The organism is Cellulomonas sp. zg-ZUI22, assembly GCF_017353535.1.
In the GTDB taxonomy this organism is placed as follows: Bacteria; Actinomycetota; Actinomycetes; order Actinomycetales; family Cellulomonadaceae; genus Cellulomonas; species Cellulomonas wangleii.
The window spans coordinates 19,931-41,232 of the sequence record NZ_JAFMUZ010000003.1; the positions used below are offsets into that span (position 1 = coordinate 19,931).

The following is a 21,302-nucleotide window of genomic DNA, read 5'->3' on the forward strand; positions in this document are numbered from 1 at the left end:
TCACCCGACCGCCGGACCCGGCACCCGGCGAGCCCGGGAAGACCACGAGGGCCCGGCCGGACGACGCCGACCGGGCCCTCGTGCGCGTCCGTCAGCCGCGGACCGTGACCGTGCGGCTCGTGCTGCCCGCGACGTCCGCCGCGTCGTCCGGCACGAACACCGCGGTCAGGCGGTGCGTCCCGCTGCCGAGGTCGCGCGGGACGGTCCCGATCGCCAGGCCGAGCACCACGTCCGCGCTTGCCACGACGCGCTCACCCTCGCGCAGCTCGACACGGCCCGCCGGGAGCCGGGCGGTGTCGAGACCCACGGTCGCGACCCACACCGACGGGACCAGCCGCGGGAACGGCGACTGGACGACGGACAGCGACGTGGTGCTGGTCGCCTGCTCGACGGTCACGGTCACCGGGGCGGACTGCGAGCCCGCCACGGCCTCCGTGCCGGCGTACCGCGCGACGACCTCGTAGGTGCCGACGGGCGTGTCCCCCGGCAGCGTGAGCACCGCCCGCCCGCCACGCAGCGACGCCGTGCCGAGCACGTCGTCCCCGGCGACGAACTGCACCGACCCGGTGACCGGGCCCGGCGACGTCACGACGGCCGTGAGCCGGACGCGGGTGCCGCGCGTGCCGAACACCTGCGTGTCCGGCGACGCGCTGAGCGCCGTGGTCGACGCCTCGCCGGCGTCCTCGACCGTGAACGGCACCGAGGCGGTCGTGCCGCTCGGTGACGCGACGACCGTGAGCGTGTGCTCACCCGCCCCGAGATCTGCCGGGACGGTGACCGTCACCTGCGCCGACGCGTCCGGCCCGTCGCCCCGCACCAGCGGGAACGTACCGAGCGACACCTCACCGAGGAGCACCTCGACCGACGTGTTCTCGGGCGCCCCCAGGCTGGTGAGGTTGATGCCGCCGACCGTGAAGGTGAGCTCGTCCCCGGGCGCCACCGGCTCGGTGAGCGCCGGCACCTCGACGGCCCGCTCCGCGAAGTCCGGCGCGATGCCCGGGTGCGCCTGCAGGTACGCGATCCAGGCGTCCCGGTCGATGAGACCGGAGTCGGCCGTGCGGGCGCCCTCGGCGAGCACCCGGAAGTTGTCCCCGCCCTGGGCGAGGAACGAGAACGTCCCGATGCGGTACTCGGCCCCGAGGTCGATCGGCGCGCCGTCGACCGTGACCGACGTGATCCGGTCGCCGAGCTCGCGCGAGGCGTCGTACGTGTAGGTGACGTTGTCGGACAACCCCAGCTGCAGGTACGGACGGCTCGGGATCGAGCCGTCGGCGTTGGTCTGCCACTGCTGCTCCAGCATCGTCACGACCTGGGCCCCGGTGAGCGTGGTGGTCCAGAGGTTGTTGACGAACGGGAGCACCGCGTTGGCCTCGGCGTAGGTCACCGTGCCGTCGGGGGCGTGGAGCAGCTCGGCGCGCATGCCGCCCGGGTTGACGACGCCGATCTGGGCGCCGCCACGCTCGGGCGACGCGAGCGTGTCGAGCAGGGCGTCCGCGACGAGCGAGCCGAGGGCCGACTCGCGGCTGCGGTCGTCCCGGCCCGTCGTGGTGCCCGGTGCCGAGCCGACGTACACGCCGTCGACGTACTGCCCCCCGGTGAACGCCGTCGTGACGTCCGCCGTGACGGACCCCACGGGCTGCGACCCGACCTCGTTCGCGTACGCGAGGGCAGCGGCGACGATCTGCGCCACCTCGGCGACCCGGGGATACGCGGCCACGAGCTCGGCGTCCGGGGTCGTCGTGCGGGCCACGTTCTCGGCCGTGGCCGCCGTGACCGCGTCCGTGGCGGGGTCGTACGTCAGCACGACCTTGCCGAGGTACTCGCCGTACGAGCCGGTCTGCACGACCGGCCGGGTGGCGTCGCCGTCGCCGACCGGCCCGAACCACGCGTACTGCTTGTGCGTGTGGCCGGTGAAGATGACGTCCACCGCGGGGTCGGTGCCGGTGACGATGTCGGCGAACGTCCCGCCGGCCGCGAGCTCCTCCTCGAGGGTGGCGCCGTCGGGCGTGCCCGCGCCGGCCCCCTCGTGGTACTGCGCGACGATCACGTCCGCCTCGCCGTTCGCCTCGTCGCCGTCGGTGAGCGCGGCGGCCACGCGGTTGACGGCCTCGACGGGGTCGCCGAAGTCCAGCGCGGCGATCCCACCCGGGGTCACCAGCGTGGGCGTCTCCTCGGTGACCGCGCCGATGACGCCGACGCTCACGCCGGCCATGTCGAGCAGCGCGTACTCGTCGAGCGCGGGCGTCGTGGTGCCCTCCCGGTAGACGTTGGCACCGAGGTACGGGAACTCCGCGTTCTCGCCGCCGGCGATCACGCGCTCGACCAGGTCGTCGTACCCCTTGTCGAGCTCGTGGTTGCCGATGGCCGACGCGCCCAGGTCCAGGGCGTTCAGCACGTCGATCGTCGGCTGGTCGTCCTGCACCGCCGACGCGAACAGCGACGCGCCGATGTTGTCGCCCGCCGACAGGAACGCGACCGGGCCGTCCGCCGCCGCGCGCTGCTGCTCGACCGTGCCCGCGAGCTTCACGGTGTTGGCGTCGATGCGCCCGTGGAAGTCGTTGATGTTGAGGAACGTCAGGTCGACCGGCCCGTCGTTCGCGTCACCGGCGGCCAGGCCCACGACCACCGGGTCGTGGTCCGACGAGCGGTACGCGTCGGGCGCGTGGAACGTCGTGCCGTGGTAGCCGTACCGGCTGTACTCCAGCGCGATGGACTCGGGGGCGTTGATCTCCCAGACGTCGGCACCGGTCGCCCGCGCGATGGCCGCCTCATTCAGCAGCACGTGGTCGAGCGACCCCGACAGCCCTTGGTACGAGTACGAGTACTGGCCGGGTGAGAGCTGCGCGACGGCGTCGACGTAGCCCGCGTCGTACAGGACCTGCAGCGGGTCCTCCCGCGTGTAGGCGTTGAAGTCGCCCACGAGGGCGACGGCCTCGGCGTCGCCCTGCACCGTCGGGACCCAGTCGCGCAGCGCGGTCGCCTGGCGCACGCGCGACTCGTTCGCCGCGCCCTGCCCGTCGCCCGTGTCGGCGTCGCCGGGCCACGGCCCGGCCGAGCCCTTGGACTTGAAGTGGTTGACGACGACGAGGAACGGCTCGCCGCCGTCCGTCGGCGTGAAGACCTGCCCGATCGGCTCGCGTGCGTTGCCGAACGCCTGGTCGTCACCGCTCTGGTCACCCAGCGCACGCGACGCGCCCGTCGGGGTCACCGCGGCCGGCTGGTAGATGATCGCGTTGGTGATGACGTCCTGCTCCGCCGCCGGCGGCAGCTCGTCGGACGACGGCACGAAGGCCCAGCGGTCCTCGCCGGCCGCGGCGTTGAGCGCGTCGACCAGGGTCGAGAGCGCCTCGTCGGCCACACCGTCGACGCGGGCCGAGTTCTCGATCTCCAGCAGACCGACGACGTCGGCGTCCAGACCCTCGATCGCCGCGACGACCTTGGCCTGCTGCCGCTCGAGGTCCGCCGCGTCCCACGCGCCGCGCTGGTCGCAGCCCTCGCGCACCGTGACGGGCTCGCCCGCGGGGTCACGGTAGGCCACGCACGACGCGGCCTCGTCACCGAGGGTCGTGAAGTAGTTGAGGACGTTGAACGACGCGACCGACAGGTCGCCGCCCACCGGCTCGGGGGCCGCGGTGCGGTCGTTCTCGAAGGTCACGGGGGCGGGACCGCCGGCGACCACAGGGGCCGTCGGGTTCAGCTTCCAGGTCCCGTTGCGCCAGTCCACGACCAGCGGCTCGGTCACCTGCACGCCCGCACCGACGCGCACCGGGTTCTGCAGCGACACCCACGGCGGGGTGAGCCCACCGTTGCCGGAGCCGAGGAAGTTGGTCGACGCGCCGTCGTCCAGGACGACTCCCCGCGCGGCGTTGTCGGCCGCGACGGCCGCCGCCTCCGCGGACCCGGGTCGCGCGACCTCCGTGGGCTGCAGCAGCGGCGTCGTGCCGACCGCGAGGCCGACCTCGCCGTACTGGTTCGTGCTGTACGTGTTCGAGACCGTGAGGTCACCCGTCGGCAGGAGGAGCATCGACTCCAGCGCCTCGCGCGCGGCGGCGTCGGCCGGCCACGGGCCGGTCACCGGGGACGGTGCGTCCGCCGCCGGGAGCTCCTGGACGTCGCCGGGAGCCGCGACGGTGACCTGCGTCAGCCCGTTGAACTCCACGACCTCGCCCGTCACCTGCAGGTGCTGACCGATCGCCACCTGCCCGACCGTCGCGGGCGAGTACACGAACAGGGCCTGCGAGCCGTCGCGTGCCGCGTCGCCGCCCGAGCCCGGCGTCTGCAGGACGTAGCCCGCGAGCCCGCCGGTCGGGTAGGCCGCCGTCACGACGCCGGACGTCGTCACGCGCTGACCCACCAGCGGGGACGCGTCACCGGTGCCCTGGATCGCGCCGATGGTGACCACCTGCGGCTCACCCGGCTCGCCCGGCTCCTCGGGCTCCTCGGGCGCGGTCCCCGCCGGCTGCGGCGTGGGCGCGCCGGTCCGGAAGTCGGCCGCGTTGTCCGCGGTGTGGGTGTGCGCGGCGTCGCGCTGCACCGACGTCGCGTTCGTCGTGGCCGGTGCGGCGCCGGACCCCGCCCACGAGGTCGCGTTCGGTCCCCAGCCGACGAGGTCGACGACCGCGTCCAGCTGGGCGCACCCGCTGTCGCACGTCAGGGCGGCCGTGCCCGCGACGAGCGCGACCTTGCCCGTGGTGCCGCTCATCGCGGTGCCCGTGCCCTCGAGGTCGACGGGCACGTCGGGCGCCGCGGTGTTCGCCCCGAACGCCTGCCCCACGACGAAGGTCGCGCCCGCAGGCACGCTGCCCGACAGCGGCGTGACCTGCCAGGACGTCCCGGTGGCCGACGCGTACTGCAGCGAGTAGCCGGCCAGGTCGACGGCCGCGTCGCCCGGGTTGTACAGCTCGACGAAGTCACGGTCGAACGGCGCGCCGGAGTTGCCCCCACCGCCGTACACCTCGTGGACCAGCAGGGGTGCGTCGGGCGACACCGCCGCCTGCGCGGCTCCCCCGGTGGCCAGGCCACCGGTGAGCATCACGGCGAGTGCGGTGAGCGCCCCCGTGGACCGTCGTCGTGCGTGCACGCAGATCTCCTCCGTCGGGCGCGCGAGGGGTGGGGGACCACGCCTCGTCGCGCGAGCAGCAGCCGTCACCCGGACGGCCGGTCTCACCCTGCGTGGTCCATCCGGTTCGTCGCAACTACCCGACAGTAACTATCTGGTGAACTCCTCCGAGGGTGCCCGGTTCACCCCGGTTCGCCCGGCCCGCGAGCGCACCGACGACGACGGGCCGGCCCCGGGGTGTCCCCGCGACCGGCCCGTCGACCTGACGATCAGGCGCGCAGCTCGGCGCCCACGCGCGCGTGCGCCTCGGCGACCACGGCGTGCCGCACGGCGGCCGTCTCCTCGGCCGTCAGCGTCCGGTCGGGCGCGCGCAGCCGCAGCGCGAAGGCGAGCGACCTGCGTCCCGGTCCGACCTGGTCGCCGACGTAGACGTCGAACAGCCGCACGTCCTCCAGGACGTCGCCCGCGGTCGACGCGGCGGCGCCGACCCGCACGGCCGTCAGGACGTCCGCCGCCGGGACGTCGTCCGCCACGACGAGCGCGACGTCCTCCTTCGCCACCGGGAACGTCGAGACGGGCACGGCCTGCACCGGCTCCGCGGACGAGGCCGCGAGCAGCGCCGACAGGTCGACCTCGAAGGCCACGGTCCGCGCGGGCAGGCCGAGCGCGGTGACGACGTTCGGGTGCAGCTCCCCCGCGTGGCCCACGACGACGCCGTCGAGCGTCGACAGCCGCGCGCAGCGGCCCGGGTGGAACGGCGCCCGCTCCCGGTCGGCGGTCACCGCGAGCTCGACGCCCGCCAGCCGCGCGAGGTGCTGCACGTGCGCGATCGCGTCCCCGTGGTCGGCGCGGCGACCCGCGCCCCACACCCCGGCAGGCTCCGCCAGACCGGCGAGCACGCCCGCCGCGTGCAGCGGCTGCGGCGGCACGGCCGCCTCGAGCGCGGCAAGGGTGTCGTCGTCCGGGCGCGCCCCGCCCGGCAGCCGCGGCGCCACGCCGGGGCCCGCCGGCGGCAGCGTGACGAGCCCGAGCTCGAACACGCCCACGTCGGACGTCCCGCGCGTGACGTTGCGGCGCGCCGTCTCCAGCAGCGTCACCAGCAGGTCCGTGCGCATGTACGGCTGCCCGTCGGCGAGCGGGTTGACCAGCCGCACCGCCCGGCGCCGCTCGTCGTCCTCCGGCAGGCCGAGCGCCTCGAGCTGCTCGGCACCGACGAACGGGTAGCTGAGCACCTCGACGAGGCCCGACGCCGCGAGCGTGTCCGCGACCGCGCGGCGCAGCCGCTGGTCCCGGGTCAGGCCGCGGCCGGTCGGGGCGGACGGCACGATCGACGGGATGGCGTCGTACCCGCGCAGCCGCGCGACCTCCTCGACCAGGTCGACGCCCGCGACGAGGTCGGGCCGCCAGGACGGCACGTGCACCCGCCAGGGCGTCGTCGCGTCCTCGACCGTGCAGCCGATCTCCGTGAGCGTCGCGCGCACCTCGTCGTCGGTGTACGGGACGCCGACCAGCCGCCCGGCCTGCGCCGGGTCGAACGCGACCGGCTCCGGCGCCGACGTGCGGTCGACGTCCGTCAGCGCGTCCTCGACCGTGCCGCCGCCGTGCTCGACGAGCAGCGCGGCAGCCCGTGCGACCGCGACCCGCGGCAGCTGCGGGTCCACACCCCGCTCGAAGCGCTTGGACGCCTCCGACGTCAGCCGGTGCCGCCGCGACGACCGCGCGACGGACACCGGGTCGAAGTGCGCGGCCTCGAGCAGCAGGTCCGTCGTCTCCTCCCCCACCTCGGAGTCCGCGCCGCCCATGACCCCGGCGATGCCGAGCACGCGCGCGGCGTGCCCGCCCGTGGAGTCGGTGACGAGCAGGTCCTGCGGGTCCAGGGTGCGCTCGACGTCGTCGAGCGTCGTGGCCTTCTCCCCCGGGCGCGCCCGACGGACGACGACCGGCGCGGTGAGCGTGGCCAGGTCGTAGGCGTGCATCGGCTGCCCGAGGTCGAGCATGACGTAGTTCGTCACGTCGACCGCCAGGCTGATCGGGCGCATGCCGGCCTGCGTGAGGCGCTGCTGCATCCAGGCCGGCGACGGTCCGGACGCGCGCACGCCGCGCACGACCTGGGCGACGAACCGGTCGCACCCGGGCACCCCGCCGATGCCCGCGTCGTCGGCGATCTCGACCGCGAACCCGGCGGGTCGCTCCCGCAGCACGTCGTCCGACGCCAGGCCGGGGTCGGTGAAGCGCGCGCCCGTGGAGTGCGCGTACTCGCGGGCGACGCCGCGCATCGCGAAGCAGTACCCGCGGTCCGGGGTCACGTTGATCTCGAGCACCTCGTCGGCCAGGCCGAGCAGGCGCAGCGCGTCGGTGCCGGGAGCGGTGACGTCGTCGCCGTACCCCAGTCGCGACAGCACGATGATCCCGGCGTGGTCCTCACCGAGGCCCAGCTCGCGCGCCGAGCAGATCATGCCGTCGGACACGTGCCCGTACGTCTTGCGCGCCGCGATGGGGAACGGCCCGGGCAGCACCGCACCCGGCAGCGCGACGACGACACGGTCCCCCACACCGAAGTTGTGCGCGCCGCAGACGATGCCGCGCGCGACGGTCGGGTTGCCGTCGTCGTCGAGGTCGTTGTGCGCGCCCACGTCGACGCGGCACCAGTTGATGGTCTTGCCGTTCTTCTGCGGCTCGGGCGTGAGCTCGAGGACCTGCCCGACGACGAGCGGGCCGGTGACGCCGGAGGTGTGGATCGCCTCCTCCTCGAGGCCGACGCGCACGAGGTCGGCGGCCAGCTGCTCGGCCGTGAGGTCGGCAGGGAGCTCGACGTGGTCGCCGAGCCAGGTCAGAGGGATGCGAGGCATGTCAGATCACCGTCCGGAACTGCTGGGAGAAGCGCACGTCGCCCTCGACCATGTCGCGCATGTCGGCGATGCCGTGCCGGAGCATGAGGGTGCGCTCGATCCCCATGCCGAACGCGTACCCGGAGTACACGTCGGGGTCCACTCCGCAGGCGCGCAGCACGTGCGGGTTGACCATGCCGCAGCCGCCCCACTCGATCCACCCGGGCCCGCCCTTCTTCTGCGGGAACCACAGGTCCATCTCGGCGCTCGGCTCGGTGAACGGGAAGAACGACGGCCGCAGCCGCGTGCGCGCCTCCGGCCCGAACATCGCCCGCGCGAAGTGGTCGAGCGTGCCCTTGAGGTGCGCCATCGTCAGGCCCTTGTCGACCGCGAGGCCCTCGACCTGGTGGAACACCGGGGTGTGGGTCGCGTCGAGCGCGTCGGTGCGGAACACCTTGCCGGGACACGCGATGTACACCGGCACGCCGCGCTCGAGCATCGTGCGCGCCTGCACGGGCGACGTGTGCGTGCGCAGCACGAGACCCGAGCCGTCCTCGGCGACGTCGCCGTCCTGCGGCGCCACGAAGAACGTGTCCTGCATCTGGCGCGCGGGGTGGTCGACGCCGAAGTTCAGGGCGTCGAAGTTGAACCACTCGGCCTCGAGCTCCGGACCCTCGGCGATCTCCCAGCCCATCGCGACGAACACGTCGGCGATGCGCTCCGAGAGCGTCGTCAGGGGGTGGCGCGCACCCAGCGGGTGACGGTCGGCGGGCAGCGTGACGTCGACGGACTCCTCGACGAGCACGCGCGCGTCGCGCTCGGCCTCCAGCTCGGCCGTGCGCGCGGCGATCGCCGCGTTGACGCGCCCGCGGGCCTGGCCCACGAGCCTACCGGCGGCGGCCTTGTCGGGGCCGGGCAGCGTGCCGATCGCCCGGTTGGCGAGCGCCAGGGCGCTCGCGTCACCGGTGTGCGCGAGGCGCGCGGACTTCAGGGCGTCGAGGTCGCCGGCGGCGGCGACCGCCGCGAGGGCGTCGTCGACGGCTGCGGCGACGCCGTCGGCGTCGAGCGGGGACAGCGGTGTGTCGCTGGTCATCAGGACCTTCCAGGGCGGTTCGGCGACGGCCGGACCGTGCGGCGCGGACAGGTCACGCGGTGCACGTCGGCCGGCTGGGCAGTCTAGTGGCGCCCGTCCCGGGGCGGTCGCGACGTCCGGCGCGGACGTGGACCTCGGTCACGCTCCTCAGCGTGCGTGCGCGCGTGCGCGGCCCGGGACGGGCCGCGGAAATCGTCGACCACCCGACGCCCGGGTGAGCAGGTGCACGCGCATGCGGCCATGCTGCCACAGCACCGGCTCACGCCCCGAGGGGAAAGGTCCCGACCGTCGTGTACGCCGGTCCGCCGCCGCGGCCTGCCCCGGGCCGCGACTCCACCAGCGTCAGGGCGTCCACGGTCCAGCGGGGTCCCTCGTAGACCGCGAGCGCCTGCTCGAACACCTCCGCCGGTGCGAGGTCCCGACGGTCGCCGCCCGCCGTCCGGCCCGGCCCCCGGCCGCCGCCGCGCGCGCCGGCCACCGCGCGGGTGCCGCGTCGCGGCGGTCGCGCCCCCGCACGGGCCCGCCCGACGGTCAGGTGCGGGCGGTGACGGACCCGCGCGTCGGGCGGCGCACCGTGCGCCTCCCCGACCGCCCGGGCGCCGGCGGCGAGGTCGACCATGGCCGTCACGTCACCGGAGGCGCCGACCCACAGCGTGCGGTGCGCGAAGACGCCCGCGCCGCGCAGCTGCAGCTCGAAGGGCCGCGCGCCCGCCGTCACGTCCACCAGCCCGGCGGCGAGGTCGTCGGTCACCGCGTCGGGAAGGCTCCCGTAGAACGCCGCGGTCAGGTGCCACGTCTCGCGGGCCGACCACCGCACACCCTCGTCCTGAGCGCCCGCACCCCGCCGCACGACGGCGAGTGCGAGGTCCAGGTGGTCGAGCACGTCGTCGGGGGGCCACACCGCGGCGAACAGTCGCATGGGTGCAGCCTGCCAGGCGGGCGGTGCTCAGCGCTGGGCGCGCCCCGAGGCGTACAGGCACACGGCGGCGGCGGTCGCGAGGTTCAGCGACTCGGCCCGCCCGCGCAGGGGCACGCGCACCGCGGCGTCGGCCAGCGCGAGGTCCTCCTCGCGCAGCCCCCACGCCTCGTTGCCGAACACCCAGGCGGTCGGAGCCGCGAGGTCCGGCACACCGGCCGGCGCCGCACCCGCCACGTCGAGCAGGTCGTCCAGGTCGTGCGGGGCGGACCCGTCGGCCGCCAGCACGGTGAGCCCCGCCGCGCGCAGCCGCGCCACGACCTCCGGCAGCTCGGGGCCCGCGACCACCGGGAGGTGGAAGAGCGATCCGGCGGTCGAGCGCACCGCCTTGGGGTTGTGCACGTCCACGCTGCTCGCCGTGAGGACGACAGCGCCCGCACCCGCCGCGTCGGCCGCCCGCAGCACGGTGCCGGCGTTGCCCGGGTCCCGGACGTGCGCGAGCACGGCGACGAGCCGCGGGCGTGCCGCGAGCACGTCGTCGAGGTCCGCCCGCACCTGGTCCACCACCGCCACCACGCCCTGGGCGTCCGGGCTCATCGCCTCGAGCACCTCGGGCGTGCCGGTCCGCACGCGCGCGCCCACCTGGTGCGCACCCTCGACGATCTCGGGGTGGCGGCGGACGGCGTCGGGCGTGAGGTACACGTCGTGCACCCGCGGAGCACCGGGGCCGACGGCCTCGCGCACGGCCTGCGGCCCCTCCACGAGGAAGGTCCCGGACCGTCGCCGCACGCTGCGGCTCGCCAGCGCGCGGACGGCCTTCACACGCTCGGCACGGGGGTTGGTCAGCAGCTCGTCGGGCACCCGTCCATCATCCCCGGTGCCGGTGCCGTCCCCCGCACGCGGGTGCGGGGCGTGTCCCTCGGCGGGCACCGCGCCGTGCGTGTGCCGGGCGCGGTCGACGACCGTCCGCGGGGACGAGGACGCCCCCGCCGTCACGAGGACGACGGGGGCGTGCCGGACGCGGTGCCGGCGGCGGGCGCCGGCGGTCCGTGTGGGTCAGGCGGCGGCCCGGGGCGCGTTGACGTCCTCCGGGAGCGCCGACTTGGCGACCTGCACCAGCGCGGTGAACGCGGCGGCGTCGTTGACGGCCAGGTCGGCGAGGACGCGACGGTCCACCTCGACACCGGCGGCCTTGAGGCCCTGGATCAGGCGGTTGTAGGTCATGCCGTTCTCGCGGGCCGCAGCGTTGATCCGCTGGATCCACAGCTTGCGGAAGTCGCCCTTGCGCGCCTTGCGGTCGCGGTAGGCGTACACCAGGGAGTGGGTGACCTGCTCCTTGGCCTTGCGGTACAGCCGCGAGCGCTGCCCGCGGTAGCCGCTCGCCCGCTCGAGGGTCGACCGGCGCTTCTTCTGGGCGTTGACCGCCCGCTTCACGCGTGCCACGTGATGCTCCTTGCCTTGTCCGGGGCTCGATGCCTCCGCCAGGGGCGCTGACGCGCCGGCGGGTCAGCGACCGAGCAGCTTCTTGATCTTGGGGGTGTCGGCGGGCGAGACGACGACGTCACCGGCGATGCGGCGGGTGCGGCGGCTCGACTTGTGCTCGAGCAGGTGGCGACCACCGGCCTGCTCGCGCATGACCTTGCCGGTGCCGGTGACCCGGAACCGCTTCTTGGCACCGGAGTGCGTCTTGTTCTTCGGCATGGCTGCCGTGTCTCCTTGTCGTTCGCATCGCACGGTCGTGCGACTCGTGGGTCGTCCGGACGCGGGGTGGGCGCGTCCGTGCGGATGTCAGCCGGACTGCTCGCCGTCCGCGGCCGGCGGAGCGGGTCGCGGAGCAGGCTTCGGGGTCGCACCGGGCCGGGGACCGGGCCGCGCCGCGGGGTTCGGCGTCGACGTCGGGCCGGCGGGGCGCGGCGCGGGCGCCGGCGGGCGGGGCGTGCTCGCCGCCGGTGCGGGACGCGCTGCCGGCGCCGACGTGCGCGGCGCCGGTGCCGAGCTGCGCGGCGCGGGGGCCGAGGAGCGCGGTGCCGAGGAGCGCGGTGCCGACGTCCGGGGTGCGGACGCCGAGGACGGGCGCGGCGCCGCGGCCCGACGCGGGGCGTCGGACGTGGCGGACGGCGCGGACGCCTCGGGAGCCGGTGCGGCAGGAGCCTCGGCCGCGGGAGCCGGCGTGGCAGGAGCCTGCGCGGCGGGCGCCGCCTGCTGCTCCGCGGCACGCCGCTCGGTCGCGACCGGGGGCCACGGGATGTGCTCGACGTGCTCGTCGCTCGCCGTCGACTCCCCGTCCTCCGGGTTCGCCTGGGCCGCGGCGCGACGCTGCTCGTTGCGCTGCTCGGCCTTCTTCTTGGTCGGCCCCAGCACCATGATCATGTTGCGGCCGTCCTGCTTCGGCATGCTCTCGATGAAGCCGAGCTCCGAGACGTCGGCCGCGAGGCGCTGCAGCAGGCGCACGCCCATCTCCGGGCGCGACTGCTCGCGGCCGCGGAACATGATCATGACCTTGACCTTGTCGCCGGCCTTGAGGAACCGCTCGACGTGGCCCTTCTTGGTGCCGTAGTCGTGCGGGTCGATCTTCAGCCGGAAGCGGATCTCCTTGAGGATCGTGTTCGCCTGGTTGCGCCGGGCCTCACGCGCCTTCATGTCGGCTTCGTACTTGAACTTGCCGAAGTCCATGATCTTGCACACGGGCGGACGCGCGGTCGGGGCGACCTCGACCAGGTCGAGGTCCGCGTCCTGGGCCAGACGCAGGGCGTCCTCCAGGCGCACGATGCCGACCTGCTCACCGTTGGGTCCGACGAGTCGGACCTCGGCGACGCGGATCCGATCGTTGATGCGGGGCTCGCTGATGTGGTGCTCCTCGGGTTCGTCGTGTCGGACCTCCAGGAACGAGGAAGGCCCCCGCCCTGGGCACAGGCGGAGGCCTCGTCCGGCACCGACGGACGCACGAGGCGTACCGTCGACCGGCCGACGGGGCGAAACCTGTCGACCTGCGGACCGGGACCCGGACCCCTGTCGTCGGACGAGCCGAGCGGTCGGGACCGGGTGGGAGAAGCTCCACTTGTGCATCCACCCCGCCGTGCGTCCCCGACTCCGGCACGGACACCCGGGTGTGCTCCCGGAGGGCCATGCGACAGGACGAGGGCGCGCGACAGCGCGGATCAGTCTCGACAACTCTAGCAGACCACTGCCCGCACGCACCCGAGGGGCCCCGCCCACCGGGCTGCACCCCTCCCGGCCGCACCCCTCCCGATCGCGCTGCGCCCCGCTTCACGTCGGGCGCCCCCCGGGCCGCCGCGCCCCGCACACCCCGTGGCCATCGAATCTTGAACCATTCCAGAAAACGTGGTCGAGTGTGCCCGTGACCGACACCGACCTGCTCCGTGAGCACGGGCTGCGGGTGACCGCCCCGCGGCTCGCCGTGCTCGACGCGCTCGCCGGTCGCGCGCACCTCGACGCCGACGCGGTGCTGCAGGAGGTCCGCGCCACGCTGCCGAGCGTGTCCGTGCAGGCGGTCTACGACGTGCTGCACGCACTCGCCGACGCCGGCCTCCTGCGCCGCATCGAGCCGGCGGGCCACCCGGCCCGCTACGAGCGGCGCACCGGTGACAACCACCACCACGTCGTGTGCCGCGGCTGCGGCGCCCTCGACGACGTCGACTGCACGGTCGGCCACGCGCCGTGCCTCATCCCCAGCTCCACGTCCGGCTTCGCGGTCGAGTCCGCCGAGGTCACGTTCTGGGGCCTGTGCCCCACCTGCCGGTCGGCCGGCTGACCCACCGCCGCCCACCCGCACCACGATCCCCGCCGGGCCCGTCCGCCCGGTCGACGAGAGGAACCCACCTTGTCCCACGTCCCGCCCACCACCACCAACTCCGGCGCACCGGTCGCCTCCGACGCCCACGCCCTGTCCGTCGGCGCCGACGGCCCGATCGCCCTGCACGACCACTACCTGGTGGAGAAGCTCGCGCAGTTCAACCGCGAGCGGGTGCCGGAGCGCGTCGTGCACGCCAAGGGTGGCGGTGCGTTCGGCACGTTCACGGTGACGAACGACGTGTCGGCCTACACCCGCGCCGCGGTGTTCCAGCCCGGCACGACGACCGAGATGCTCGCGCGCTTCTCCACGGTCGCCGGTGAGCAGGGCTCCCCCGACACCTGGCGCGACCCCCGCGGCTTCGCGCTGAAGTTCTACACGACCGAGGGCAACTACGACCTCGTCGGCAACAACACCCCCGTCTTCTTCATCCGCGACGGCATCAAGTTCCCCGACTTCATCCACTCCCAGAAGCGGTTGCCCGGCTCGCACCTGCGCGACAACGACATGCAGTGGGACTTCTGGACGCTGTCGCCGGAGTCGGCGCACCAGGTGACGTGGCTCATGGGCGACCGTGGCATCCCCGCCACGTGGCGGAACATGGACGGCTTCGGGTCGCACACGTACCAGTGGATCAACGCCGCGGGTGAGCGCTTCTGGGTCAAGTACCACTTCAAGACCCAGCAGGGCATCGAGAACATGCCGGCCGAGGTCGCCGCGCAGCTGGCCGGCTCGGACGCCGACCACCACATCCGCGACCTCCACGAGCACATCGAGTCCGGCGACTTCCCGCGCTGGACGCTCAGCGTGCAGGTCATGCCCTACGCGGACGCCGCGGAGTACCGCTTCAACCCGTTCGACCTGACCAAGGTGTGGCCGCACGGCGACTACCCGCTGATCGAGGTCGGCGTCATGGAGCTGAACCGCAACCCGGAGAACTACTTCGCGCAGATCGAGCAGGCGACGTTCGCGCCGAGCAACTTCGTGCCCGGCATCGCCGCCAGCCCCGACAAGATGCTGCTCGCGCGCATCTTCTCCTACGCCGACGCGCACCGGTACCGCGTGGGCACGAACCACGCCCAGCTGCCGGTGAACGCCCCGAAGTCCCCGGTGCACTCGTACTCGCAGGACGGCGCCGCGCGGTACACCTTCTCGTCGGCGACCACGCCGGTCTACGCGCCCAACTCGGTCGGCGGCCCGGCTGCCGACCCGGCCCGCGCCGGTGAGGGCGGCTGGGAGTCGGACGGCGCCCTGGTGCGCACGGCGGCGACCCTGCACCCCGAGGACGACGACTTCGGCCAGGCGGGCACGCTCTACCGCGAGGTGTTCGACGACGCCGCGCGCGCCCGGTTCCTCGACACGATCACCGGTCACGTCGGTGGCGTGAAGCGCTCGGACGTCCGGGAGCGCGCCATCCAGTACTGGACCAACGTCGACGCCGGCCTCGGCCAGGCGCTGCGCGAGCGCCTCACCGCGCTCGACGCGCCCGTCGAGACGGGTGACCCCGGCACGGCGAGCGTCCCGGTCGCCTGACCACCGCCCTCGGTCACGTCGGCCCCGCACCCCGTCGGGTGCGGGGCCGTCGTGCGTCGGGGCGCCGCGCACCGGCGGTGAGAGGATCGACGCATGAGCCACACCCACGCGGACGACGCGGCCACCGACCCGACGACCCAGGCCGTCCGTGACATCGCCGACGTCGCGGCGGTCGAGGTCATCACCGCCGCGGCGGTCCACCTCATGAGCGCCGCCGCCGTCAAGTGCGGCCTGGCCGAGGACGACGCGCAGGGTCCGGGCGCGCGGCACCGGGACCTCGACGAGGCCCGCAAGCTGATCACCGCCCTGGCAGCGCTCGTGGTGACGTCGGCGCCCGACATCGGCAACCAGCACGCCCGCTCGCTGCGCGACGGCCTGCGCTCGCTGCAGCTCGCGTTCCGTGAGGCGTCGCCGTTCCCCGACGCACCGGGCGAGGGCCCGGGCGAGACGTTCACCGGCCCGGTGTCCTGACACCGGCGGGCGTCGCGTCGGGGTCCCGCGGTCGGGTCAGCGCCGGGCGGGGTCCTCACGCAGGTCGCGCACCGGCCCGGTGACGACGTCCGTCACCACGGGGACGACGCCGCCGTGCGCGCGCCGCCGCCCGGCGAGTGCGACCACGACGAGGCCCACGACGGCCACGGCGCCGCCGACGACGGCCGCCGTCGCGAACCCCGCGCCCGCGCCGGCACGGTCGATGACCACCCCGCACAGGGGTGCACCCAGCGCGTTGCCCACGGTCTGCATGGTCCCGCCCCACCCCATGACCTCGCCGCGGCGCTCCTCGGGCACCAGCCGCACGAGCGTGGCGTTGATCGACGCGAGGACCGGGGCGCAGGGCAGGCCGGCGATGACGACGGCGACCGCGAGCGCCCCCCGCCCGTCGGCGAACGCCGCCGGCAGGGTGGCCAGCGCGAGCAGCGCCACCAGCACCAGCGGCGCGGGCTGCCGCGGGCTGATGCCGTGCAGGAGCCCGCCCACGAGCGACCCGCCGGCCCAGAGCGCGACCATCCACCCCACGTCCTGCGGGCGTCCGGCGTCGTTGAGCGCCGCGACGAGGGACACGTCCGTCCCCACGATGACGAAGGCTGCGGCGACGGCCGCGAGCAGCACGACCAGCAGCCGGGGCGTCACCACCCGGCCCGCGGGGCGGTCGGCCGGCGTCGCCGCCCCCGACGCGGACCGCGTCGGGGGGTCGGCCCACAGCAGCAGGGCGCCGCCGCCCACCGTCGCGACGCCGACCACGGTGAGCGCCAGCACGCTCGAGCCGCCGGTCACGAGCAGCACCCCGAGCACGGGACCGAGCATGAACGTCAGCTCCGTGGCCACGGAGTCGAGCGCGAACGCCGCCTTCTGCTGCGCGGGCGGCACGAGCACGGACAGCGACTGCCGCACCACCGAGAACACCGGGACGAGGAAGAGGCCGCCGACGAACACCACGGCGATGAGGCCGACGTAGTCCAGGTGCGGGGCGGCCAGCCACACCGCCGACTCCACGGCCACCGACGGCAGCACGGCGCGGCGCAGCCCGAGCCGGTCCACGAGCCGTCCGCGCCACGGGGCACCCACGGCGAGCCCGACGGTGAGGGACGCCGCGACGACGCCGGCGCGTCCGTAGCCCTCGTCGAGCGCCCCGACGACGTGCAGCGTGAGCACGACCCCGGACATGGCGTGCGGGACCCGGGCGACCAGCCCGATGAGGAACAACCGCGCCACACCGGGCAGGCGCAGCACGTCGGAGTAGGCGGAACGCACGATCGACCATGCTGACACGGTGCGGGTCACCGCCCGTGCGGCCGGCGCCCGCGATGCCGGGATCGTCCGGTGCGGCGCGCGCGAGCCACGTCACACTCCCGGACGAGGGCGCGCGGGCGTCCGGTCCGGGCTCGCCGTGACCCTCGCCACGCCGCCCTATCCTGGGGCGATGACCGGACCGAGCGGCCCGACCCCCGACCCCGGGCAGCGTCGCCCCGAGCCCAGGGTGACGACACCGACCGCGCCCCTGCCGGCGGGCTGGGCGGGACCCGAGCCCGTCGCGGCCGCCCCGCACACGACCCCCGCGCACACGGCCCCCGCGCCGACCGCGCCGCCGCGGCGCGGACGTGCCACCACGGTGCTCGCGCTGCTCCTGGTCGCGGTGCTGGCGACCGCCGGCGTGGTCGGCTGGCGCCTCTGGGAGACCACGGTCGCCTGGGAGGAGTCCGCCGCCGACTGGGAGGCCCTGGCACGCACCCACGGCGACGAGCTCGCGCAGGTGCGCGCCGAGCTCGAGGCGACGGCGGGCGAGCTCGACGCCACGCGTGCCCAGCTGGCCGCCGCGCAGACGCGCATCACCGAGCTCGCCGACGAGAAGGCCCAGCTCGGCGACACCACCGCCGCGCAGCAGCAGCTCGCGGACTACCAGGCGCGCGTCTCGCAGGCCGCGGGGCGCGTCGCGACGTCCCTGGCCACCTGCGTCGACGGTCAGGAGCGCCTCATCGGCTACCTGCAGGACGCCGCGGCCTACGACGCCGCCGACGTCGCCCGCTTCCGCGCGGACGTCGAGCGCGTGTGCGGGGCCGCCGCCGACGCGAACGCCTCGCTGCAGAGCGAGCTGTCCCGGTGAGGACGGCGCACCGCAGGAGGGCGCTCGCACCCGTGGCCGCGCTGGTGGCTGTCCTGCCGGTCGTCGGCGGGTGCGCCGCCCTGCCCGAGCCCCCGGCCCCCGTGCCGACGAGCGTCGTGCCCACGGCCGCCCAGGTACCGCCGCCGGCCGCCGACGGCTCGCAGCTGTCCCCCGACGGCTTCGACGCCGCCCAGCGGATGGCGGTCCGGATCCGCAACATCGGCTGCGGCGGGCTGTCCACCGGGTCCGGCTTCGCGCTCGACGAGCACACGCTCGTCACCAACCGGCACGTGGTCGCGGACTCGGCCGAGCTCCAGCTGAGCACCTACGACGGTCGCGACGTCGCCGCGGAGGCCGCCAGCACCGCGGGGCTGGCGGACCTCGCGGTGGTCCGCACTGTCGACGCGCTGCCCGCGGCGCCCGTCCTGGCCGAGGCCGACCCCCAGGTCGGCGACCCGGTGACGGTCGTGGGGTACCCGCTGGGCCGGCAGCTGACCGTGACGGACGGCCGCGTCGTCGGCGAGGTGACGGACCCGCTGCACGCGAACCTGGGCCAGGTGCTCGTCACCGACGCCCCGGTGGAGCCCGGGAGCTCGGGGTCCGCCGCCCTCGACGCGGACGGTCGCGTCATCGGCGTCGTGTACGCGAAGAACGCGGAGGGGATGAGCTTTCTGGTGCCCGTGAGCACGTTGCGCGCCATGCTGGGCGACGACACGGCGTTCGCGCCGGCACCGACCTGCGGGTGAGCGCGGGCCGGTCCATCACGACGACGGGACGGCACGACATGACGGAGCGCAGGTTCGACCCGGCCACCCTGACCGGTGCGGCGGCGGACACCTTCACGGTCCGCCGGGCCTTCGGCGAGGCGTACGAGCGCGACGGGCGTCTCGTCGTGCCCGTCGCGCGCGTCACGGTCCTCACGGGGTCCGGGGCGGGCGGGGGCGACGGCGACCTGACGCCCCCGGACGCCGCGGACGACGGGTCCCGCGCGACGGGCCGCGTCGCGCACGGCAGCGGCGACGGCGGTGCGGGCGGGTTCGCCGCGCACGTCACCCCGCTGGGCATGGTCGTCGTCGACGACGACGGCGCGCACTGGCAGCCGACCATCGACATCAACCGCGTGATCCTCGGCGGTCAGGTCGTCGCCGCCGTGGTCGCGAGCGTCTGGGCGGTCGCGTGGGCCGTCCGGCGTCGCTGAGCACGACCGTCGGCTCAGGCTGCGCGGACCCGGAGCTCCAGGGAGTCCACGCGGGCCGCGACCACCGGGTCGTGCGCCAGCGCGTCGTTGACCTGCGCCAGGACCCGGTCGAGCGCCGCCCGGTCCAGCCCGGCGGGCAGGGCGAGCCGCACCGCCACCTCGGCGCGGGAGCCGGGCACCGCCTCCGCGTCGACCACGAGGCGGACGTCCGCGAGCGCGGCGCGCACGGCGGAGCACACCTCGTCGTCGACCCGGCCGTCGTGGACGGCCGGCTGCCAGCCGTGACCCTGGGCGAGCGCGTACACGGCGGTGCGCGGCAGCGCGACGGTCACCGGGCCGGCGGGGTCGAGGACCAGGACCTCCCAGCCCTCCGCGACCGCGGAGAGTGCCGCCCGCGGGACCGCGGTGGGCACGGGGCGGGCGTCGGCACGCCAGCGCGCCATCGCCGCGACCCCCGTGAAGACCGGCAGGGCCGTGCGGCCGTCGGGCGTGCGCAGCGCGACGATGCCCGCGGACGCCTCCTTGTCGACCGTGTGGGCGTGGCCGCCGTGCTCGACCACGTCGGCCACCTCGAGCTCGGCCAGGACGGGCACGAGCACGCGCGTGGGCGCCAGGGCGGCCACCACGTCGGCGAGCGGCGCGTCCCCGGCGGCGTGCCGGGCGAGCACGTCCACCAGCGTGGGGTCGGCGGACCCGTCGTCCCCGGCGAACGGCGACGACGGCGGCAGCTCGCGACCCCTCACGGGCGTCCGGCCACGTCCAGCGCCTGCGGCAGCGTGAACGCACCCGCGTAGAGCGCCTTGCCGACGATCGCGCCCTCGACGCCGACCCCGACGAGACCGCGCAGGGCGCGGATGTCCTCGAGGCTGGAGATGCCGCCCGACGCCACGACGGGCGCGGACGTGCGTGCGCACACCTCGCGCAGCAGGTCCAGGTTGGGTCCGCGCAGCGTGCCGTCCTTGGTGACGTCGGTGACGACGTAGCGCGAGCACCCGGCGGCGTCGAGGCGCGCGAGCACCTCCCACAGGTCGCCGCCCTCCTGCGTCCAGCCGCGCGCTGCGAGCGTGGTGCCGCGCACGTCGAGCCCCACGGCGATCTGCTCGCCGTGCGAGGCGATGACGTCCGCCGTCCACTCCGGGTCCTCCAGCGCGGCCGTCCCGAGGTTGACCCGGGTCGCACCGGTCGCCAGGGCGCGCTCGAGCGACGCGTCGTCACGGATGCCGCCGGACAGCTCGACCTTGACGCCCTTGGCCGCCAGGTCGGCGGCCACCTTGCCGAGCAGGACCGCGTTGGTGCCGCGGCCGAAGGCGGCGTCCAGGTCCACCAGGTGGATCCACTCCGCCCCGCCGGCGTACCAGTCGAGCGCGGCCGTCAGCGGGTCGCCGTACGCGGTCTCCGAGCCGGCCTCGCCCTGCACGAGGCGGACGGCCTGGCCGTCGGCGACGTCGACGGCGGGCAGCAGCTCGAGCCGGGGCTCACGCGTGGGAGTCATGGGTCCTCTCCGGGTGGGGCCGCACCGGACCTCCGACGGGCCGGTGCGGTGCGGTGCGGTGCGGTGCAGTGCGGGTGACGTGCGGTGCCGTGCTCAGCGCAGCGAGCCGACCCAGTGGGACAGCAGCTCCGCGCCGGCGTCGCCGGACTTCTCGGGGTGGAACTGGGTGGCCGACAGCGGCCCGTTCTCCACCGCGGCGACGAACCGGCCGCCGTGGTCGGCCCACGTCACCCGCGGGGCGGGCAGCGGGTGCTCGCCCGCCGGGGGCGCGTCGGCCAGCGGGAAGGAGCGCGCGGCGTAGGAGTGGACGAAGTAGAAGCGCTCGCCGTCGAGCCCGTCGAGCAGGACGGAGTCCTGCGGTGCCGTCACGTCGGCCCAGCCCATGTGCGGCACGACGTCGGCCTCGAGGCGGTCGACCACACCGGGCCACTGGCCCAGGCCCTCGGTGCGCACACCGTGCTCGACACCCTCGGCGAACATGACCTGCATGCCGACGCAGATGCCGAGCACCGGGCGACCGCCGGCCAGCCGGCGGTCGACGACCTGGTCGCCCCCGACGGCGCGCAGGCCCTGCATGCAGGCGGCGAACGCACCGACACCGGGCACCACGAGACCGTCGGCGTCGAGGGCCGCCTGCTTGTCGGCGGTCAGCTCGACGTCGGCACCGACCCGGGCGAGCGCCCGCACCGCGGAGCGCACGTTCCCGAAGCCGTAGTCCAGGACGACAACGCGGGGAGACACGACCCCAGGGTAACCGCGACGCGGTGCGG

The 21,302-nt window shown here is 75.3% G+C and carries 18 protein-coding genes; 6 read left to right on the forward strand and 12 right to left on the reverse strand.

The annotated features are described in order from the left end of the window. Positions 1–91: 91 nt before the first annotated feature. The 8 genes from J1G43_RS11470 to infC form a co-directional block, all read right to left on the reverse strand. The gene (locus J1G43_RS11470; RefSeq protein ID WP_207378572.1) at positions 92–5,032 is read right to left on the reverse strand and encodes an ExeM/NucH family extracellular endonuclease; all 4,941 of its coding nucleotides are present in this window, start codon (positions 5,030–5,032) and stop codon (positions 92–94) included. A 296-nt stretch (positions 5,033–5,328) separates the two neighbouring features. Next, positions 5,329–7,908 carry a phenylalanine--tRNA ligase subunit beta gene (pheT, locus tag J1G43_RS11475; protein ID WP_207378487.1) on the reverse strand — a complete coding sequence of 860 codons (2,580 nt, stop codon included), beginning with the start codon at positions 7,906–7,908 and terminating at the stop codon, positions 5,329–5,331. Between the two features lies 1 nt (position 7,909). Continuing rightward, the gene (pheS, locus tag J1G43_RS11480; RefSeq protein ID WP_207341307.1) at positions 7,910–8,980 is read right to left on the reverse strand and encodes a phenylalanine--tRNA ligase subunit alpha; all 1,071 of its coding nucleotides are present in this window, start codon (positions 8,978–8,980) and stop codon (positions 7,910–7,912) included. Between the two features lie 259 nt (positions 8,981–9,239). Next, positions 9,240–9,899, reverse strand: a complete 660-nt coding sequence (gene thpR, locus J1G43_RS11485; RefSeq protein WP_207341308.1) for an RNA 2',3'-cyclic phosphodiesterase — start codon at positions 9,897–9,899, stop codon at positions 9,240–9,242. Positions 9,900–9,926: 27 nt separating this feature from the next. Continuing rightward, positions 9,927–10,757 (reverse strand): RNA methyltransferase, encoded by an 831-nt coding sequence (locus J1G43_RS11490; protein WP_249670855.1) that lies wholly within the window; start codon positions 10,755–10,757, stop codon positions 9,927–9,929. A 195-nt stretch (positions 10,758–10,952) separates the two neighbouring features. Continuing rightward, on the reverse strand, positions 10,953–11,339 hold the full coding sequence (rplT, locus tag J1G43_RS11495) for a 50S ribosomal protein L20 (RefSeq protein WP_089801998.1): 387 nt from the start codon (positions 11,337–11,339) through the stop codon (positions 10,953–10,955). Positions 11,340–11,402: 63 nt separating this feature from the next. Beyond that, positions 11,403–11,597, reverse strand: a complete 195-nt coding sequence (rpmI, locus tag J1G43_RS11500; RefSeq protein ID WP_046528208.1) for a 50S ribosomal protein L35 — start codon at positions 11,595–11,597, stop codon at positions 11,403–11,405. An 87-nt stretch (positions 11,598–11,684) separates the two neighbouring features. Next, on the reverse strand, positions 11,685–12,809 hold the full coding sequence (gene infC / locus J1G43_RS11505; RefSeq protein ID WP_307859584.1) for a translation initiation factor IF-3: 1,125 nt from the start codon (positions 12,807–12,809) through the stop codon (positions 11,685–11,687). 445 nt (positions 12,810–13,254) lie between these two features. On the opposite strand from infC, the gene J1G43_RS11510 reads away from it, so the two are divergent. The 3 genes from J1G43_RS11510 (at position 13,255) to J1G43_RS11520 (ending at position 15,711) form a co-directional block, all read left to right on the forward strand. Beyond that, positions 13,255–13,668 carry a Fur family transcriptional regulator gene (locus J1G43_RS11510; RefSeq protein WP_307859563.1) on the forward strand — a complete coding sequence of 138 codons (414 nt, stop codon included), beginning with the start codon at positions 13,255–13,257 and terminating at the stop codon, positions 13,666–13,668. 69 nt (positions 13,669–13,737) lie between these two features. Then, positions 13,738–15,240: a catalase gene (locus J1G43_RS11515; RefSeq protein ID WP_207378488.1), complete on the forward strand. Its 1,503-nt coding sequence runs from the start codon at positions 13,738–13,740 to the stop codon at positions 15,238–15,240. 93 nt (positions 15,241–15,333) lie between these two features. Then, positions 15,334–15,711: a DUF1844 domain-containing protein gene (locus J1G43_RS11520; protein ID WP_207341311.1), complete on the forward strand. Its 378-nt coding sequence runs from the start codon at positions 15,334–15,336 to the stop codon at positions 15,709–15,711. 36 nt (positions 15,712–15,747) lie between these two features. On the opposite strand, the gene J1G43_RS11525 is transcribed toward J1G43_RS11520, so the two are convergent. Continuing rightward, entirely contained in the window at positions 15,748–16,992 is a 1,245-nt protein-coding gene (locus J1G43_RS11525; RefSeq protein ID WP_307859564.1) for an MFS transporter, read from the reverse strand. Between the two features lie 169 nt (positions 16,993–17,161). On the opposite strand from J1G43_RS11525, the gene J1G43_RS11530 reads away from it, so the two are divergent. The 3 genes from J1G43_RS11530 to J1G43_RS11540 are packed head-to-tail and all read left to right on the forward strand — an operon-like array spanning position 17,162 to position 19,040. Beyond that, positions 17,162–17,842, forward strand: coding sequence for a hypothetical protein (locus J1G43_RS11530; protein ID WP_207341312.1), 681 nt, complete (start codon positions 17,162–17,164; stop codon positions 17,840–17,842). Continuing rightward, positions 17,839–18,588: a S1C family serine protease gene (locus tag J1G43_RS11535; protein WP_207341313.1), complete on the forward strand. Its 750-nt coding sequence runs from the start codon at positions 17,839–17,841 to the stop codon at positions 18,586–18,588. The genes J1G43_RS11530 and J1G43_RS11535 overlap by 4 nt, the downstream gene beginning before the upstream one ends. A 38-nt stretch (positions 18,589–18,626) precedes the next feature. Then, complete coding sequence (locus J1G43_RS11540) at positions 18,627–19,040, forward strand: spore germination protein GerW family protein (RefSeq protein WP_207341314.1); 414 nt, start codon at positions 18,627–18,629, stop codon at positions 19,038–19,040. Positions 19,041–19,054: 14 nt separating this feature from the next. Here J1G43_RS11540 and J1G43_RS11545 read toward each other — a convergent pair whose 3' ends face one another. The 3 genes from J1G43_RS11545 to hisH form a co-directional block, all read right to left on the reverse strand. Next, the gene (locus tag J1G43_RS11545) at positions 19,055–19,783 is read right to left on the reverse strand and encodes an SseB family protein (RefSeq protein WP_207341315.1); all 729 of its coding nucleotides are present in this window, start codon (positions 19,781–19,783) and stop codon (positions 19,055–19,057) included. Continuing rightward, a complete protein-coding gene (gene priA / locus J1G43_RS11550; RefSeq protein WP_207341316.1) occupies positions 19,780–20,532 on the reverse strand; it encodes a bifunctional 1-(5-phosphoribosyl)-5-((5-phosphoribosylamino)methylideneamino)imidazole-4-carboxamide isomerase/phosphoribosylanthranilate isomerase PriA in 753 nt (250 codons plus the stop codon). The genes J1G43_RS11545 and priA overlap by 4 nt, the downstream gene beginning before the upstream one ends. A gap of 93 nt (positions 20,533–20,625) precedes the next feature. Then, positions 20,626–21,273: an imidazole glycerol phosphate synthase subunit HisH gene (hisH, locus tag J1G43_RS11555; protein WP_207370680.1), complete on the reverse strand. Its 648-nt coding sequence runs from the start codon at positions 21,271–21,273 to the stop codon at positions 20,626–20,628. Positions 21,274–21,302 lie beyond the last annotated feature (29 nt).

Bases quoted from the DNA above. Each gene is read 5' to 3' on its own strand.
- J1G43_RS11470 (WP_207378572.1), bottom strand. From the start codon at position 5,032: ATGCTCACCGGTGGCCTGGCCACCGGGGGAGCCGCGCAGGCGGCGGTG.
- pheT (WP_207378487.1), bottom strand. From the start codon at position 7,908: ATGCCTCGCATCCCTCTGACCTGGCTCGGCGACCACGTCGAGCTCCCT.
- pheS (WP_207341307.1), bottom strand. From the start codon at position 8,980: ATGACCAGCGACACACCGCTGTCCCCGCTCGACGCCGACGGCGTCGCC.
- thpR (WP_207341308.1), bottom strand. From the start codon at position 9,899: ATGCGACTGTTCGCCGCGGTGTGGCCCCCCGACGACGTGCTCGACCAC.
- rpmI (WP_046528208.1), bottom strand. From the start codon at position 11,597: ATGCCGAAGAACAAGACGCACTCCGGTGCCAAGAAGCGGTTCCGGGTC.
- J1G43_RS11520 (WP_207341311.1), top strand. From the start codon at position 15,334: ATGAGCCACACCCACGCGGACGACGCGGCCACCGACCCGACGACCCAG.
- J1G43_RS11530 (WP_207341312.1), top strand. From the start codon at position 17,162: ATGACCGGACCGAGCGGCCCGACCCCCGACCCCGGGCAGCGTCGCCCC.
- J1G43_RS11540 (WP_207341314.1), top strand. From the start codon at position 18,627: ATGACGGAGCGCAGGTTCGACCCGGCCACCCTGACCGGTGCGGCGGCG.
- priA (WP_207341316.1), bottom strand. From the start codon at position 20,532: ATGACTCCCACGCGTGAGCCCCGGCTCGAGCTGCTGCCCGCCGTCGAC.